Here is a 16,066-nt window from a genome sequence, read left to right on the forward strand (position 1 = left end):
ATGGAAAAAGAATTTGAAATCGTTGCCACAGCAGCTCTCCTTCACGATATAGGCAAGTTTTATAGAAGAGCTGAAGGTAAAAGAGACTCTCATCAAGTTATGTCCGAGAAGGCAGTTTTAGGAAAACTTTCCGCTGGCCTGAAAAAATTCTTCAGGGATAATGAAATTAAGGAAATAGCCTTACTTGTGAGAAATCATCATTACGGAAGAGAAAAACTGGATAATGTTGAACTAACAAGCTCTCTTCAGGCTTTGATAGATGGTGATAGGCACAGCGCCGGACTTGATAGGCATAACATAGAAGAAAAATATGATGAGAAGCAGGTTACAGAAAGACCCCCCTTATTTGTATATTTGAAGAGATTGCTTATAACAAAAAGCGAATAAATGATATCTCTGAGCTTCTTTCAAGTGATGTTTATGTTTACAAATTTAAAAAGCTTTCTCCGGAGAGTGCTTTTCCCGAAAAGCAGATATTACGAAGATGCGAGAAACGCAGATTACCGGCAACTTTGGAAAAATTTGTTGACGAGTTCAACTCAATAGAAAAAACTGCAAATTTCAACCTATTTTATGAAGCGATGAAATCCGCTATTATCAGATACACGTGGTGTATTCCTTCAAATACCTATGCACCGAGGGGATTCTCCATACCTGACGTTCCTTTATGCGATCATTTGACCTCTTCTGCCGCAATAGCTGTTGCTTCTTACCGCTGGCGCCAGAGTTATTCCGAAAAAAGGCCAAAATATATTCTACTCTCCGGTGATTTTTCAGGAATACAGAACTTCATATTTTCAAGGTACGGAGAATCAAAAAAGTATGCGGCAAAAATTTTAAGGGCCAAATCCCTGCTTGTCAGTTTTGCCCTTGAAACCATAATTACCCGGATAGCAGAAGAGTTTGAAGTAAACAGAGCTTCTCTTCTTTTAAATGCAGGTGGAAAATTTATGATGATTTTACCCGATATTGATGCAGAATCCAGAATTAGAAATATTAAACATCAGCTTGAAGAGGCACTTATAAAAAATCACTATGGACTTCTTTCAATTAATCTTGCCTATGTTAAATTAGAACCGGAAGATTTTGAAAAGGGAAAATTCCTTGAAAAATTAAAGGAATTACATATTGAAGAAGGAAAGCAGAAATTCAAATCCTTTTCCATCAAAAACACGGAACAGTTTGCCGTTAAAAATTACATTCAATCTCTCATGGGTAAGTCCCCATGTTCAATATGCGGAATCCGCCCTACCGGCAAAAATAAAGAAATATGCAGTTTATGTGATTATTTAAAGAACCTCGGAGAAAAGTTACCAAAAGCAAAAGCAATAAAAGTTACACCGAATCATGAACTCTTCCCCCTTCCAGACATAAAAGCTTACACGGATACAAATAATCTGATTTCTGAATATAGAAGTGCACCGGATGATACTCTCATTTTTTCCATAGGTGAGTCAGTACCGGGAATTCCAGCTAAAAATGTGAATGTCCATCTACCGGTCAATAAGCCCGGCGCAAATTTATCTGAAATAATAAAAGAAGAAATTATTAAAAGATGCGAGGAAAATCCAGATATACCGACAGTTAAAACTTTCTGCCAGTTGGGTATTGAATCCCTAATTTCAGATGAAAAAGGATTAAAAGGAAAACCCTTCATCGGTGTTCTTAAAGCAGATGTTGACAATTTAGGTTTTATTTTTATGAAAGGTTTTGTCGGAATAGAAGGTTCTGAAGATAAAAGCAGGGAAAGTTTATACTCCGTTTCCCGCGTTTTATATCTCAGCAGAATGATAGATTACTTTTTCTCTGTTGTTCTCACCAGCAAATTTGAATTGAAGGATAAAGGATTCCACAACATCTATACCGTATTTGCGGGCGGTGATGACCTGTTCCTGATAGGACCGTGGGAAACAATGTTTAAATTTTCTGAAGAGATGGAAAAAGAATTCAAACGGTATGTTGCCTACAACCCCGATATTACATTTTCTTCCGGTATTTTTGTTACAAAACCGGACGTTCCCGTATATTTCCTTGCTGAAGGAGCAGAAGGTGAGCTTGAAAAATCGAAGAAAAAGAAGAATCGCATCACTGCTTTCGGAAGGACGGTAACCTACGACGAATTTAAAGAGCTTCTCCGGATAGCTGGAGAACTTGAAAGAGAAATGGATAAGAACAACGTTTCAACCGCCCTTGCGTACAAACTTATAAAACTTTCCGACATGGCAAATTCCATACCCGAGGACGGAAAGAATGCTTTGTGGAAGGCGTATCTGAGTTACCTTATAAGCAGGAACTACGGAAAAGAAAATCATAAAAACGACGAAGAGCACATCACTTCGTTCCTGAGAAAGTGGATTAACTACATAGAAATTTACTCTGAAAACATCAGCAGAAAAGAAAAAGACAACAAACTTTATATAGCATTAGTTAAAGCCCTTTACAGGAGGAGAAGATATGGAAACTAAACACCATCCCGATCTGGAAATTATCACAAAAATGTTTAGAGAATACCTTTCCGCAGACCGGAAAAAGCAAGCAAAAGTGTTAAAAGATACAGCAGAAAAAGTGGCAAAATTGTTTGCAGAAGATAAAACGTCAAAACACCAAATTCGCAAGCACTACCATAGACTATTGGATATAAAAGAAAGAATAAAAACGAAAAATACGGATGACATTAAGGAATTCTATCCAGAAATAGCAATGACCGCAGCTTATGCAACATATGACAGAAGCAGAAATAATATTGGAAATGCCTTTGAAAGATTTTTAAAAGAACTAACTAATGAAGCAATCAACAGCAATAAAGATAACTTTCTCAAGCTCATGACTCTTTTTGAAGCAGTTGTAGGTTATGCAAATATGTATGTTAAGAAAAATTAAAACTGGAGGAGAAGATGGAAAGATTAAAAGAAATAGTCACGATTGAAGGAACTGTTAAACTTGTCACGGGTCTTCATATAGGAGCGGGAAATGATGAGATAAAAATAGGCGGAATAGACAATCCTGTAGTTAGGAATCCTATTACCAATGAACCTTATATTCCGGGTTCTTCCATAAAGGGAAAAATGAGATTTCTTCTTGAGTGGTACCTTGGAAAAGTAGATATGCAGGGAGGCAAGCCTTTTTCAAACTTTGATGGAAGTAAAGAAGCAGAAGTTATTTTGAAAATTTTTGGTGTTTCCGGTTCTGAAGAAAACAGGATAGGCCCTGCGAGAGCGTCTTTTTATGATTTGTTTTTAACAAAAGAAAGCAGGAAGCTTTTAGAAGAAAGAGTCGGTGCATTAATGACAGAAGATAAAGCTGAAGTGATGGTTAACAGAATAAAAGGAACCGGAGAAAATCCAAGGCATACGGAAAGGATTCCTGCAGGTGCAGAATTTAAATTTAAGCTTGTTTACAAAATTTTTGACGAAGAAGATGAAAAACTGTTTGAATATCTACTTAAAGGTTTGAAACTTCTTGAAATAGACGGAATCGGTGGAAGTGTATCAAGAGGTTATGGAAAGATTAAATTTGAGAAACTTAAAAAGAAAACCTTAATAGGCAAAGGAGAAGAAGATATAGACCTTGAGAAAGTGGAGCTTTAAAATGGAAGCAATAAAAATAGTTATAGAACCATTAACACCATTTTATACACCACTACAGAGCAATACACTCTTACAGAGCGATACACTTTTTGGAGAATTCTGCTGGCATTACAGATTTTTATATGGTAGAGAAAAGCTTGAGAACCTGATTAATAACTATGACACGGAACCTGTCATGGTTTTCTCCAACGGCTTTCCCGAAGGATATCTGCCGTTTCCTGTTATACCTTTCAGAAACCTGCCAGTAGCTGAGAAAAAAGACATTGGCATATACAAAATTCTCAAGAAGTTTAAAAAGCAACCCTTTATAGAGAAAAAGCTCTGGAGGGAACTGATAGAATCAGGAAAAGAAATAACCGCTGAAATTCTCTTTGAAAACTTTACCAGGAAATCAAATGAAAAAGAAGCTCTACCGTCTTACAGAAAAGCCAAACAGATGCACGTTACAATCGACCGTAGGTTCGGAAGTCACCTTGAAGGCCATCTGTTCGATAAGGAATACCTGTTTTTCAACAAAGGTTCGAAGATTGAAATCTACTGTAAGTTTAATTCAAAACGGATAACTCTGGAAGAAGTAGAACAAACATTTCATTTTATGGGTTTGAACGGATTTGGTGGAGAAAAAACAACCGGTAAAGGAAAATTTGAAATTGTGTCTATTGATGAATCTGACCTTCCGGAAACAGCAAATCCAAACGGATTTATCTCTCTTTCAACCGGAATGGTTAAGGAAGGCGAAATAGAAGACTACTATGCAAGATTTTTCACCAAGTTCCCCAAACATGGACCTGAAGTTTGCCCCGAGGGAATAAACATATTCAAGAACCCTGTAATTCTCACGAAAGAAGGGTCTGTATTTAAATGCAAAGAAAGAAAAGAGGTTTACGGTAGAATTTATAAGATTTCTCAGAATGATAGCTATATCCACTGTGCAAAAATACTTCCACTGTTTGTGAGGTTGCAATGAAAAGCTATAAGTTAAAATTAACTGTTGAAACACCAACTCATATAGGAACTGGAAATACGTATTACGATCTTGAATACACGGTAAAAAACAAAAAATTTTATGTAATTAATAAGGCTAAATTTTTTAAACGCCTTGAAAAACTCGGGAAAATTGACTTATTTACAAAAATAGCAGCAAAGGGAGATGAATCGTCTATAATTGAAATAAGAAAACTTGTCCATAACAATTTCAATCCGGAAGACAGTTTGGCTAATTTTGAAATTGATAAAGATGCCCTATCAGATCTTGAAAAAAAATTATTCAGATTTGCAAACATAGAAAGGCATAGAAGCGGCAAAATAATGGGGATTTTAAACCGGATGAAAATAAGAAAAACTTACAAGAATCCCTTATCTTTTAAACCTATGATTCCGGGAAGCAGTATAAAAGGTGCAATAAGGACAGCACTTATTAGCTATTTAATATCTAAAGATGAGATACTATTAAAAAAGCTAAGCACTATTTGGGCAAAATACAGCAGAAATCCCAAGAAAGCCATTAACAACATGAATAATGAATTAATATCTCTGGCACTGCGCAATTTTGAAAGAAAAATTAAACCTGACACCACCAAGGACATTTTACGGTTCATAAAAGTTTCAGATTTTATGCTTGTTGATGGAGGAATAAAGATAGGTAAAGCTGAAATGGTGCACAGAAAAAAGAAAAAAACAGGTCTTCCTGTGTATCTTGAATACATAACGGAAAAAAGCGTTTTTGAAGGAACAATAACCATAGATGAAGAAATGGCAGGAGAAATATTTGGAAAAAGAAAGAAATTTTAATAAGGAAATATTTAACATAGAAAATATCATGAAATTCTTAAGAGTCCGTTACGGAACAAAAGCTTATTACTATGGAGAAAAAAAGTATTTCAGTAATTTTATAAATTGGAAATTGAGGCCTAAGAGGCATAACAGAGAAGCACCCGTAAAAATAGGTTTTCATTCCGGCTCCCTTGCCGTAACAACCGGCAATGAAAAAATTACAAAAATATATGACATGAAACGCAGAGAATACAAATCTTTACCTCCTCTTACCCTCTGGACGATAAATAAAAAACCGATGGGCTGGTGCTATTTAGAGGTGATTGAATAATGCCGGGAAAGATCAGGATTATATTTGAAGCCGATAATCCAGTTCCTGTATCGGAGCTTTCTCCCGACAGGATTCACGGATTGTTTTTCTCAATACTTGACAGTGAAACAGCCGGAAAACTCCACAGTATAAACGGGCTGAAACCTTTTACCCTATGCTGTCCCGTATTTTTTAGAAATAAAAAGGAAACGGTGAAAAGATTTTTTGTAGAGATAACATTCCTTGAGGATTGGTTATTATCAAAAACAACAACAGCTGTTATCTTAAATTCAAGAAACAGAAATTATTACTTAAACAGTTATAAAATAAAACTTTTCAGAACATTCAAAATAGATTCAGATGACATAATAAGCTATGAAAATATAAAAGAGAAAGCAAACACCCGCACAAGAGATATTATACTGGACTTCATAACGCCAACGACATTTAAAAGAGGTAAATATGATTATCCGCTTCCGGAACCTTCTCTCATATACAAAAGCATCCTTAAAAAAATGGAATCGATTTTCAGGGGAAAGACTGCCGTCAAAGGAAATCCTTGAAAAAATCGGGAGAGATATACAGGTTGCCGGATGCTGGATAAAAACGACAAAGCTTGAAATGGCATCACTCAAGAAAATAACCGGATTCAGGGGACGAATAGTCTTCTACAACGCATCTAAAGATGATGAATTCAGCAGGATAATTACTCAGTTAACCCTGTTTGCTCCATTCTGCGGTGTAGGAAGAAAAACAACCATGGGATTCGGAAAAGTTAGAACATTCTTTAATCTTCAGGTGGGCTAACATGGCTGAAGTTTTTGCAAGTTTCCTGGGCACAAGCAACTATAAGGAAACAACCTATTTTCTTTACGGTGAAAGGGTGAGGACAAAGTATATTCAGTCGGCTCTGCTTCAAATTCTCAACAGTAAAGAATGGAAAGAGAGAGAAAGTGAAAAAATTTTCAGAATTTTCCTGACACCTACGGCAAAGGAAAAGAATTGGCCGTCTCTTAAATCCGAAATTGAGAAACTATCCATTGATATAAAATTGGAGCCGGTTTTTATAGATAAAGATATAATCAGTTCCGAAACGCAAATGTGGCAATTATTTGAAAAATTAGCCTCATCTTTCAATGAGAATGAATCGGTAACTTTTGATATTACCCACGGTTTTAGATTTTATCCTATGATGTTGATGGTTATGCTGAGCTATTTAAAGCTGACGAAGAATATAAAAGTAGCCGGAATATTTTACGGTGCCTGGGAAGCAAGAAATAAGATAGATGGCACGGAAGTAACGCCAATACTTGAATTAACGGATCTCGATAAACTTTTTGACTGGATAGTCGGAACCCAAAATTTCATCAAGTATGGTATTTCCGAAACTCTCACGGAACTGTTAGAAAATGAAAGCAAAAACATCCTTAAAAAGACAAGGGGAAAAGATGAAAACGCTCAAAAGTTAAGAGATTTCTCCATACATTTAAAGAGATTTACCGAGTCAATTAGAACCTGCAGAGGGAAAGAGATAATTTCGGGATTTTCAAAAGAAAAATTTTCATGCAAAAATGAAAACGGAAAAGAGATTGAAATAACAGAGCCGGAATCTCTTGATTACGAAATACTGAAAAATTTTTCCAGAGAAATCGAGATAGAAAACGGAAAATTTTCAAAACTATTAAAAAATCTCTTAAAAGAAATTCAATTTTCTTTAAAGGAATTTTCGACCGGAAGAATAGAAAATCTCCTGAGCGCAGCAAAGTGGTGTTCTTCTCATAATTTAATCCAGCAAGGATATACATTTCTAAGAGAATATATATCAACCCTTCTTGTGAAAGAGAATTACGGAACAGAAAAGATATTTTGTCGTAATACAAGAAAAGAAGCTGAAGAGAAAAGCATGTCATCATCTAAATGGAAGAATTTGCTGAAAACAATGGCCGATTTTCGCAATGATATTAACCATTGTGGAATGAGAGAAAAAAGCTTAAAAACGAAAGCACTCAAAGAACAACTTGAAAAATTAATCGTAGAAACTGAAAAGATTTTAAAAAACAATGACAATCATTAAAATTGATAAGAAGTTCACAATCAAAATCACTGATTTTCCAATCTATTAAAGCAAAGTTTTCACTCTTTTTAAAGTTCGGGATGTTGATTTTCATGAAATTCTTTTTGTCACTCTGAGGCGCTTTGCACTGAAGAGCCTTAGATCCTTCGCTTCGCTCAGGATGACATCCCATCTTTTTTAGACATTTCAATCCCTCTCATTTATCAGGGCATTTCAATGTTCGCGAATGGCTTGAAACGGTTAAACGTTTAGGGTCGCAATCCCTCTCATTTATCAAGGCATTTCAATAGCGGCAAATTTAACCGCCTATCTTCCAAGGCTTCCAAAACTTGAAGTTTTTATAAAAAGCTAATATCCCTTGCATCTCAAGCCTTGCGAACATACAACTTTTTCCATATTCTGCTTGCAAAGACCGCTAAAAGAAATAGTCTCTTAACAGCGTATTGTCATAGTTACCTATTCTAATTATACTCTCAATACTTCTTGCGTCAATCGGATACAGGTAAAATTTATCCGTGTTTTGCCTTAAATATTTTTTGATTCTGCTTATCATCTCTCTTTTTTCTGAAGGGGAAAGTTCAAGCTCAAACACACTTAACTGCGTTCTTACTCCGTAAGAGTATAAGATTCTCATTATCTTCATCCGTCTTATAGCGGAGAGTCTTGCCTCTTTGGGTGTGTTGTCCTTTATGCATATATCGTAAACTGCCAGGTATTTGATTATCCTTGTTTTTTCCATCACAGCACTGTGCTCTCGTTGAGTTCTTTAACAACACCAAATTTTTGAACCATATCAATTACGTAACGAGAAATCGGAAATATAAAAACCCTATCTGTATCATGATCAATAATCTCAGAAATTTCTTTCTCTATTCTTTTTACACCAGACAGCGAAGCTTCTATCTCAAAACAGCTGAATTGAACTCTCATTCCGTAAGAAGAAAGCAGTTTAGAAACTTTATTCCTTCTTTTGGTATCTGATATATCATAAACAACAACATACTTCATTTTTTAAGCTCCTCTTTAAGGTATTTAAGATAGTTATTAACCTGGGAGAAATACGAATCATCTCTGTTGTGAATGACCACATCGGTATAATACTTTAAAAAGACTTTCAAAGGCTCATTTTTCAGATAGACACCTCTTTTCTCTTTTACAAAATCGTCCTTTTCAAAAAATCCGTCGTTCAAACACCTGAAAACAAGAGCCGTCAAAAAGGGCCTGACAATCTCAAGAAGGTCAGAACAAAGGGCTGCATGTCTTCCTCTTTTAATATGGAAAAATCCAAAATACGGATCTAATCCGGCCGAAATCACAACAGAATGTAAAACGGAATAGAAAACAGTGTATGAAAGGCTTAAAAGCGCATTAACAGGATCTTCAGGAAGATAATAAATTCTTCTCTCAAAGTAAAAAGGACTTTCATTGAAGGAAGCGAGTTTTGAAAAGAGAAATCTGCTCATGTTTCCGTCAATACCCAACATTGATTGATTATCAGAAGCCGACAAGATAGATGCTTCTACGCTTTCTTTCCATTCCATTACCGGTGCCATGCTCATTTTTGACGGAACGTAAAGTCCCGAAAGCACGTTCACTATGTTGTTTAATTTTTGTAGCAGTAAGTTTTTAGTTAATTGAACCTTAAATTCCTCGTTACTGAATTTGGCATACTGAAGAAGTCGAAACTTATTGTCACTTCCTAAAAATTCCGGATATACTACACTTATTAACTTTCCAAACTTGTTCATAATGAACAGGAACTTACCTTTTGTTGAAAGAAGCCGAATAACGGGAACAGTAACATTGACGTAACCCATGATAAAAACATGACTTACAGCTCCAAGGGGAACCCTTGATCTCTTTTCACCGATGTCAATCACAAGCTGGCTGCCGTCTTTAGAAACCTTTGCACCTTTGGAAGTTACAAAGAGAAATCCTTTCATCAGTGCCAGTCCCCCGATATTAAATCCTCTACTGTTAAAATCTGCAAATCCATAAGGTTTGCCCTTTTGGTTAAAAACTTTAAAGAAGTGTATGCAGACCAAGCTTCTTTATACTTTTTCCCTTCCTCAGAGTTTAAAAACTTTTGCCAATCTGAATCTCTGCGATCAAACGGCTTTTTAGGCATGGAAGGAAAAGCTTTTACAGAAGGTCTCTTTGTATTTAAAACTGCAGGCGCTATGCACAGATAGCCTTTTCCGAAATCTCCACCTATCCTTTTGGTAAGTTCATGAAGTTCGTAAAGATGTTTAGAGAAAACATTGATGTTTTTCCCTGTCTTGCAAGAAAACAGATGAAGTCTGTTATTTTTTACAGCGATAACATCAATTTCATTTACCACGTCAGAATCGTACCAGTTTATTACAACACCGATGTGAACGTCATAAAAACCTCTCTCTATAAGTTTGAGAAAAACAAATTCTTCAAACCATTTACCTCTTAAATAGCCTTCGTCAAAAACAAGGTATTTACCGCCGTGAGGTTTAATAACTTGATATTTAACGGTAAGAGAGTAAAAATCCGGCGAAAAAAGACCTTTTGGTAAGAATTGGCCCTGAATTTTGTTAAGAATCAAAGTAAATTTTTTATAGTTAAAAGCTACATAATAAGTCAATGCCTTCCTTTCAACAATTTTACCTATTTCCTGAACTTCCGACTTTATCTTAAACCCGTACATTGCGGAATGAATCTCAACATCAAGCAAGTCATTTTTTATCTCTGCAACGATTTCACCGTCTAAAGAGAGGAGTTTTCCATCGGGCGTGTAATAAATAACTTTATCCTTCCCGGCAATATCAAACAGCACCATAGCGGTGTATTTCGTTCCGCAGTTGAGAAGGTAAAGGACATCACCGGAAATGTCAGAAACCGAAGAAACGATGGATTTCCTGTTGTAAGGTTCTATGGTCTTAATCTCAACTTCTATTCCGGAGTAGGTTAAAACATTTTTTAAAAATTTTTCAAACTTCCTGACTTTTAGTGTTGAAAGGAGAAGAATCTTCTCCGGCTTCAAAGTTAAAGCCGTTACAACTACAGGAAATGTTTGGGTTGAAACAGGCGAAACTAAAATCAATCGTCCCTCACAAATCTATTAAGCACATTTTTTATTTTACCAAAACAACATTTGTTGCTTGCATTTAGCCAAAGGAATAATTTAAGTTAACTTAAACATCGGAGAACAGAATGAATTTTGATCTTAAAGAAACGCTTAAAGTTGCTGTCAGAAGCAGTCTTTTTATTGTTAAGTTAATAGTGCCTCTTTACATTGTTGCCGATACGTTGCTCTATTTCGGAATACTTAACCACGTTGCTTTTGTCTTCAAACCTTTAACGGAACTTATTCATTTACCGGCAGAAAGTGCCGTTGGAATAGCGGCGGGAATGATTTTTAATCTTTACGCTGCTATAGCTTTTCTGGCACCTTTAAGCCTTACACCTTTTCAGTGGACGGTTGTAGGACTTTTTCTGGGCATCGCTCACTCTTTTTTGGTTGAATCGGCAATAATGAAGAAACTGGGTATTCCTGTTATCTATTCTATTATTTTAAGAACGTTAACAGCTATAGTTGCGGTAAAACTTTTAATGTTACTCCCCTTTAATCTGTCTTCCCGAATTAGCAGTAAGAAAGAGGTTTCCGTAAAAGTTTACAAAAATGTTTTTGACATGCTCGGTCATTCTGTTCAGCATGCAGTTATACTATCAGGGAAAATCGTTCTTCTAATTGTTGTTATAATCTTTGCACTGAACTTTATAAAGAACCTGCCTCCTGTAAAAAGGTACAGTGAAAAAGTCAACACGATGTTTTCCATACTGACAGGTCTATTTTTAGGCATTACGTACGGCGCCGGTGTGCTTATAAATGAAGCAGAATCGGGCAGTTTAACGAAGAGAGATATTCTGTTTATCGGAACATTTCTTATGATTTGTCATTCTGTCATAGAAGACAGCTTTTTGTTCGTAATCTTCGGTGCCAGCTGGATTCCGATGGTGGCAATAAGGGTACTGTTAGCAGTCGCAATTTCTCCGGCTGTGGCAAAGGTCGGAAGCAAAATTTTAACTTAAACCTTACGTGCAAAGATGAGAAAAGCTGTATGGGCAGGCATTCTGTCTTCCGGCCTCAGCCTTTCCGGAACTGTTTTGTAATGCCTTAAAAGGATTTCAAGAACTTCAACATCTATGAAAGGCATGTTTTCTAACGTTTCAAGTGTTTTTATTATCTGGTTCACGGTTGGAACCAAAATGCCGAGCATTCGTCCTTTTTTCAGCGCCCCGTAGGCATGGTCAAGGTAAAGCCACGGTTCCCTGACATCAAGGAAAACGGCATCTGCGTCCGTTTCGTCGAACCCTTCTGATATGTCTCTATGTTTTGCAGTTACTCTGTGGTCAAGTCCAAGCTTTCTCAAGTTTGAAACGGCGTTTTTTATGAACTCTTCCCTTCTCTCGTAGCTTATCACCTGCCCGTTTTCACCTACTATATGGGCAAAAACGGCAGTCATGGCACCGCTTCCGATACCGCTTTCAACAACCTTATCTCCCGGCTTTACATCAAGGCGCAGCGCTATGTAGGCTGCATCTTTCGGATAAACTATCTGCGTAAGTCTGTTAAGCTTGTACATAATAAAATCGTGAAGGGTTGCCGGAAGAACGAGGAAAGAATAGCCTTTATGCGTTTTTACTTCACTTCCGTACTCAAGCCCTACAACATCATCGGCTTCAATTATCCCGTATTCTGTGCCGAATTTCGGCGTAAGGGCAAGATTAATAAAGTATTTTTTATTTTTTTCTCTATCGTAGAAAATAACCGTATCTTCTCTTTTTATCTTATTCATCTCATTACCACACTTTTACCTTCGTTGTTGTATGCAACTATGATAAGAACCTGTCCTCTATAGACGTATTTTCCTCTTATGCGGTTAAGCTTTTCCACGGTGTGAACGTCCGTGCCAAACTTTCTGGCAATTCTCGTAACCTTTTCGGTTCTATACGGACGGTAGATGTAAATTCTTGCATCTTTTGCTTTTGCAAGGAAGGTTCTGTTCCCTATAGAAAAAGCGGGTACATAGACATACCTGTAAGCGGGAACAACTCCTTTTCTATACTGCCTGTTGAAATTTTTTATTATTGAATACTTAACTCTCAACTTCCTCGCTATGGCATATAAACTGGTTTTTGAAACAATCTTTATTTTTAAAAGCTTGTGTTCCGAAGTAGCAACCTTTATCTGTCCTGAATTAATGAGAGAAGCTACCGCGTAGAATTTTGGAACGTAGTTAAGTGTTTCATCGGGAAGCTTTGCTAAATCCCAGAAAGAGTCGGTGTGATAACGCCTCATAAGAGAAAGTATTTTTCCTGGACCGGCGTTGTAAGCAGCAATGGCCAGATCCCATTTTCCAAAAATTTTATAAAGCTTTTTGAGATACCGCGCTGCTGCTCTTGTTGATTTTTCTATGTCAAAACGTTCATCTATGTAGTAGTTCACTCTTAATCCGTAAAGTCTTGCCGTCCTCGGCATTAACTGCCACAGACCCGCCGCACCGGCACGGGAAACGGCAGCCGGATTACCTTCACTTTCTATTATCGGAAGGTATGCAAGAACTTCGGGAACACCTTCTTCTTTAAGGATGGGCTTAACGTAAGGCAGGAAAATAGAGTATCTTGCCGCCTGTTGAACAAGCTTAAGCCTATTCATGCGGTTTTTATAGTACTGAAGCCAGAACTGAACACCCGGCTGATTCCAGGGAATGTCAAGTATCTGGATGGTATCTTTTGCAGTTGAAACAGAAGCACCAAACTGGTCTATAAGAAGAGCTTTAGATTCCTGTTCTACAACTGTCTTAAGGTCAGCCGCCGAAGCTGACGCGGAAAGTAAAAACGGCAGGAGAAGCCCGAAAATGAGCTTACGCATTATTCATAACCTCATCGGGCATATCAAAGTTGGAATAAACTTCCTGAACATCATCAAGGTCTTCAAGCACTTCAAGAAGTTTAAGAACCTTCCGGGCAGTTTCACCCTCTACCCTCGTTGTGTTTTGAGGAACAAGGTCAACCTTAGCCTCTTCTATCTCTATTCCTGCTTCTTCAAGTGCGTTTTTCACAGTCTCAAGATCCTGAGGTTGCGTATAGATAACAAACTGTCCATCTTCATTTACAAAATCTTCAGCACCGGCATCTATGGCAACCATCATTACCTCTTCTTCATCTTTACCTTCAGCATTTATAGTTACAATGCCTTTCCTTTCAAACATCCAGGAAACACAACCTGATGTTCCCAGGTTTCCACCGTGTTTTGAAAAAGCGTGCCTTACTTCAGATGCTGTCCTGTTTCTGTTGTCTGTGAGGCACTTAACGATAATTGCCACACCTCCAGGACCATAACCTTCATAAGTTACCTCTTCGTAGGTCTCACCGGCTATCTCACCGGTTCCTCTCTTGATTGCCCTTTCTATGTTTTCTTTAGGCATGTTAAACTTTTTAGCTTTTTCAATAGCAGCACGGAGACGCGGATTAAACTCGGGGTCTCCACCGCCTTCTCTTGCAGCAACCGTTATTTCCCTTGCAAGCTTCGTGTATATCTTTCCTCTTTTTGCATCCTGAGCCGCTTTTTTATGCTTAATGTTTGCCCATTTTGAATGTCCAGCCATGACTTTACCTCCGGAGAGTATGCAGTGGTAAATATGTGGGGAAAAAGAGGAAAAATCAAGGCTCTATGCCCGTTACAACCAGCTTACCATGTTTAACGCCCTTTTGACTGATAATTCTATCTGCAAGCTCCCTTATCTCGCTTGCTTTACCCTTTACAACTATCGTCTCCATGCAGTGGTGATGGTCAATGTGAACATGGAGGGACGAAATAATATTTCCAAGATGTTGATGTTCTATCTCTGTTAATTTGTCTTCAAGTTCTTTCTGATGATGGTCAAACACTATGGTAATTGTGCCAAAAACTTCCCTATCCTCTCCAACGGATTCCTCGATAAGAGCGTTTCTAATAAGGTCTCTAACTGCTTCTGAGCGGCTGACATAACCTTTTTTTTCTATGTATTCGTCAAACCTCTCAAGCAGTTTCCCGTCAATTGAAATACCAAACCTAACGATTCCTGCCATTTTCTTCCCTCCTTTTCTTCTGAAACTACACTACCTTCTCTTCCCTTATCCTGCACTCAACACCCAGCTTTCTGGCAAACGATTTAAAAGCTTTTACATCAAAATCTTTAACGTTTACTGCAGATATAATAACATTAAAACCTTTTTCTTTTGCATCAATAATGAATTTTATCACACTTTCAAAGCTTCCATTTCCAAAAGAAGGACGAACAATCCTGTAGTATTCTTCAGGGCTGGAAGCGTTTAGACTGACATTAAAAGTGTCAACAACACCTTTAAGCTCGTTCAAAATGTTTTCACTGCCGGTTATCAGATAGGCAAGACCGTTAGTGTTAACTCTTATTTTTTTAGCCCCCATCCTTTTAGCCCATCTGGCGACCTTAACGAGAACATCAAACCTTTCAAAAGGTTCACCGTACCCGCAGAAAACAATTTCATCGTATATACCGGGATTTTTAATACGGTACATGTACTCTTCTGCAATCGGCTCTCTATCAAGTTTTAAGTTGTAACCTAAAACGTAATCTTCTTTACCCCTAAAACAGAAAACACAGTTACACGGACACTTTGTTGTAAGATTTATGTAGAGGTTGTTTTTAACCTTATAAACAAGTTTCGGTTCTGATTCCTCTTTTGTCATTGGAAGACCGAATATTCTCTTTGCGTTGACCGTTGTTATCCTGTCAACATCGGTAAAATTGAGGTTAAGATAATCGGCAATGGCTTTTATCGTATAAGCAACGTAAACAGGTTGATTTCTCCTGCCTCTCTTTTTTTGAGGTGCAAGATACGGAGAATCGGTCTCAACAAGAAGGCGGGAAGAAGGAACTTTTTTTAAGGTATCCCTCAAAGCTTCATTTTTAGGATAAGTTACAGGACCTGCGTAAGAGATGAAAAAACCATTTCTTAGCGCCGTTTCAAGCAGTTCTTTATCACCGTTAAAGCAGTGAATGATTCCTTTCACTCCTTCCATCTCTTTTTTGATAAATTCTGACATTTCATGGGAGGCTTCCCTGGTGTGAATTATAAGCGGTTTGCCTGTCTCTCTTGAAAGCTCTATCTGTATTCTGAATATCTCTTCCTGCTTTTCCTTAGGTGAAAGATTCCTGTAAAAGTCAAGTCCGGCCTCTCCAACGGCTACAACCTTTTCATCAGAAAGAATCTCTTTAAGTTTTTCCTTTACACCGGCAACGTAGTTAGATGCATCATGAGGATGAA

Annotated in this window: 20 protein-coding genes; 11 read left to right on the forward strand and 9 right to left on the reverse strand. The window is 37.3% G+C overall.

Annotation, left to right across the window (positions count from 1 at the left end):
* The 10 genes from MV676_RS01055 to csx2 are packed head-to-tail and all read left to right on the forward strand — an operon-like array spanning window position 1 to window position 7,744.
* Entirely contained in the window at window positions 1-387 is a 387-nt protein-coding gene (locus MV676_RS01055; protein WP_297444469.1) for an HD domain-containing protein, read from the forward strand.
* A 5-nt stretch (window positions 388-392) separates the two neighbouring features.
* Entirely contained in the window at window positions 393-2,465 is a 2,073-nt protein-coding gene (gene cas10, locus MV676_RS01060) for a type III-A CRISPR-associated protein Cas10/Csm1 (protein WP_297444514.1), read from the forward strand.
* Window positions 2,455-2,880, forward strand: a complete 426-nt coding sequence (gene csm2 / locus MV676_RS01065) for a type III-A CRISPR-associated protein Csm2 (protein ID WP_022846643.1) — start codon at window positions 2,455-2,457, stop codon at window positions 2,878-2,880. The genes cas10 and csm2 overlap by 11 nt, the downstream gene beginning before the upstream one ends.
* A gap of 14 nt (window positions 2,881-2,894) precedes the next feature.
* Window positions 2,895-3,587 (forward strand): type III-A CRISPR-associated RAMP protein Csm3, encoded by a 693-nt coding sequence (gene csm3 / locus MV676_RS01070; RefSeq protein WP_022846644.1) that lies wholly within the window; start codon window positions 2,895-2,897, stop codon window positions 3,585-3,587.
* Between the two features lies 1 nt (window position 3,588).
* On the forward strand, window positions 3,589-4,554 hold the full coding sequence (csm4, locus tag MV676_RS01075) for a type III-A CRISPR-associated RAMP protein Csm4 (RefSeq protein ID WP_297444472.1): 966 nt from the start codon (window positions 3,589-3,591) through the stop codon (window positions 4,552-4,554).
* On the forward strand, window positions 4,551-5,378 hold the full coding sequence (gene csm5, locus MV676_RS01080) for a type III-A CRISPR-associated RAMP protein Csm5 (protein ID WP_297444485.1): 828 nt from the start codon (window positions 4,551-4,553) through the stop codon (window positions 5,376-5,378). The genes csm4 and csm5 overlap by 4 nt, the downstream gene beginning before the upstream one ends.
* Window positions 5,356-5,691: a hypothetical protein gene (locus MV676_RS01085; protein ID WP_297444487.1), complete on the forward strand. Its 336-nt coding sequence runs from the start codon at window positions 5,356-5,358 to the stop codon at window positions 5,689-5,691. Before csm5 ends, MV676_RS01085 begins: the two co-directional genes overlap by 23 nt.
* Window positions 5,691-6,233 carry a CRISPR system precrRNA processing endoribonuclease RAMP protein Cas6 gene (gene cas6, locus MV676_RS01090; RefSeq protein ID WP_297444489.1) on the forward strand — a complete coding sequence of 181 codons (543 nt, stop codon included), beginning with the start codon at window positions 5,691-5,693 and terminating at the stop codon, window positions 6,231-6,233. The genes MV676_RS01085 and cas6 (MV676_RS01090) overlap by 1 nt, the downstream gene beginning before the upstream one ends.
* Entirely contained in the window at window positions 6,133-6,477 is a 345-nt protein-coding gene (cas6, locus tag MV676_RS01095) for a CRISPR system precrRNA processing endoribonuclease RAMP protein Cas6 (protein ID WP_297444491.1), read from the forward strand. The genes cas6 (MV676_RS01090) and cas6 (MV676_RS01095) overlap by 101 nt, the downstream gene beginning before the upstream one ends.
* Before the next feature lies 1 nt (window position 6,478).
* On the forward strand, window positions 6,479-7,744 hold the full coding sequence (csx2, locus tag MV676_RS01100; protein WP_297444492.1) for a TIGR02221 family CRISPR-associated protein: 1,266 nt from the start codon (window positions 6,479-6,481) through the stop codon (window positions 7,742-7,744).
* Between the two features lie 415 nt (window positions 7,745-8,159).
* Here csx2 and cas2 (MV676_RS01105) read toward each other — a convergent pair whose 3' ends face one another.
* From cas2 (MV676_RS01105) to MV676_RS01120, 4 genes are read right to left on the reverse strand one after another with little or no spacing between them, the layout of a single operon-like run.
* A complete protein-coding gene (cas2, locus tag MV676_RS01105; RefSeq protein WP_297444494.1) occupies window positions 8,160-8,483 on the reverse strand; it encodes a CRISPR-associated endonuclease Cas2 in 324 nt (107 codons plus the stop codon).
* Window positions 8,483-8,752, reverse strand: a complete 270-nt coding sequence (gene cas2 / locus MV676_RS01110; protein WP_297444496.1) for a CRISPR-associated endonuclease Cas2 — start codon at window positions 8,750-8,752, stop codon at window positions 8,483-8,485. Before cas2 (MV676_RS01110) ends, cas2 (MV676_RS01105) begins: the two co-directional genes overlap by 1 nt.
* Window positions 8,749-9,687: a CRISPR-associated endonuclease Cas1 gene (cas1, locus tag MV676_RS01115; RefSeq protein WP_297444498.1), complete on the reverse strand. Its 939-nt coding sequence runs from the start codon at window positions 9,685-9,687 to the stop codon at window positions 8,749-8,751. The genes cas2 (MV676_RS01110) and cas1 overlap by 4 nt, the downstream gene beginning before the upstream one ends.
* On the reverse strand, window positions 9,687-10,817 hold the full coding sequence (locus tag MV676_RS01120; protein ID WP_297444500.1) for a DUF1887 family CARF protein: 1,131 nt from the start codon (window positions 10,815-10,817) through the stop codon (window positions 9,687-9,689). The genes cas1 and MV676_RS01120 overlap by 1 nt, the downstream gene beginning before the upstream one ends.
* A gap of 110 nt (window positions 10,818-10,927) precedes the next feature.
* On the opposite strand from MV676_RS01120, the gene MV676_RS01125 reads away from it, so the two are divergent.
* A complete protein-coding gene (locus tag MV676_RS01125; protein ID WP_297444502.1) occupies window positions 10,928-11,806 on the forward strand; it encodes a hypothetical protein in 879 nt (292 codons plus the stop codon).
* On the opposite strand, the gene MV676_RS01130 is transcribed toward MV676_RS01125, so the two are convergent.
* The 5 genes from MV676_RS01130 to MV676_RS01150 form a co-directional block, all read right to left on the reverse strand.
* Window positions 11,803-12,573 carry a tRNA (adenine-N1)-methyltransferase gene (locus tag MV676_RS01130; protein WP_022846654.1) on the reverse strand — a complete coding sequence of 257 codons (771 nt, stop codon included), beginning with the start codon at window positions 12,571-12,573 and terminating at the stop codon, window positions 11,803-11,805. The genes MV676_RS01125 and MV676_RS01130 overlap by 4 nt on opposite strands.
* Window positions 12,570-13,649 (reverse strand): lytic transglycosylase domain-containing protein, encoded by a 1,080-nt coding sequence (locus MV676_RS01135; RefSeq protein ID WP_297444504.1) that lies wholly within the window; start codon window positions 13,647-13,649, stop codon window positions 12,570-12,572. Before MV676_RS01135 ends, MV676_RS01130 begins: the two co-directional genes overlap by 4 nt.
* Window positions 13,642-14,385 carry a YebC/PmpR family DNA-binding transcriptional regulator gene (locus tag MV676_RS01140; RefSeq protein WP_022846656.1) on the reverse strand — a complete coding sequence of 248 codons (744 nt, stop codon included), beginning with the start codon at window positions 14,383-14,385 and terminating at the stop codon, window positions 13,642-13,644. Before MV676_RS01140 ends, MV676_RS01135 begins: the two co-directional genes overlap by 8 nt.
* A gap of 55 nt (window positions 14,386-14,440) precedes the next feature.
* The gene (gene nikR / locus MV676_RS01145) at window positions 14,441-14,848 is read right to left on the reverse strand and encodes a nickel-responsive transcriptional regulator NikR (RefSeq protein ID WP_022846657.1); all 408 of its coding nucleotides are present in this window, start codon (window positions 14,846-14,848) and stop codon (window positions 14,441-14,443) included.
* 25 nt (window positions 14,849-14,873) lie between these two features.
* Window positions 14,874-16,066: TatD family nuclease-associated radical SAM protein (locus tag MV676_RS01150; RefSeq protein ID WP_297444508.1), on the reverse strand; the 1,193-nt coding region annotated here is incomplete at its 5' end.

Source organism: Desulfurobacterium sp. (genome assembly GCF_027028515.1).
In the GTDB taxonomy this organism is placed as follows: domain Bacteria; phylum Aquificota; class Aquificia; order Desulfurobacteriales; family Desulfurobacteriaceae; genus Desulfurobacterium_A.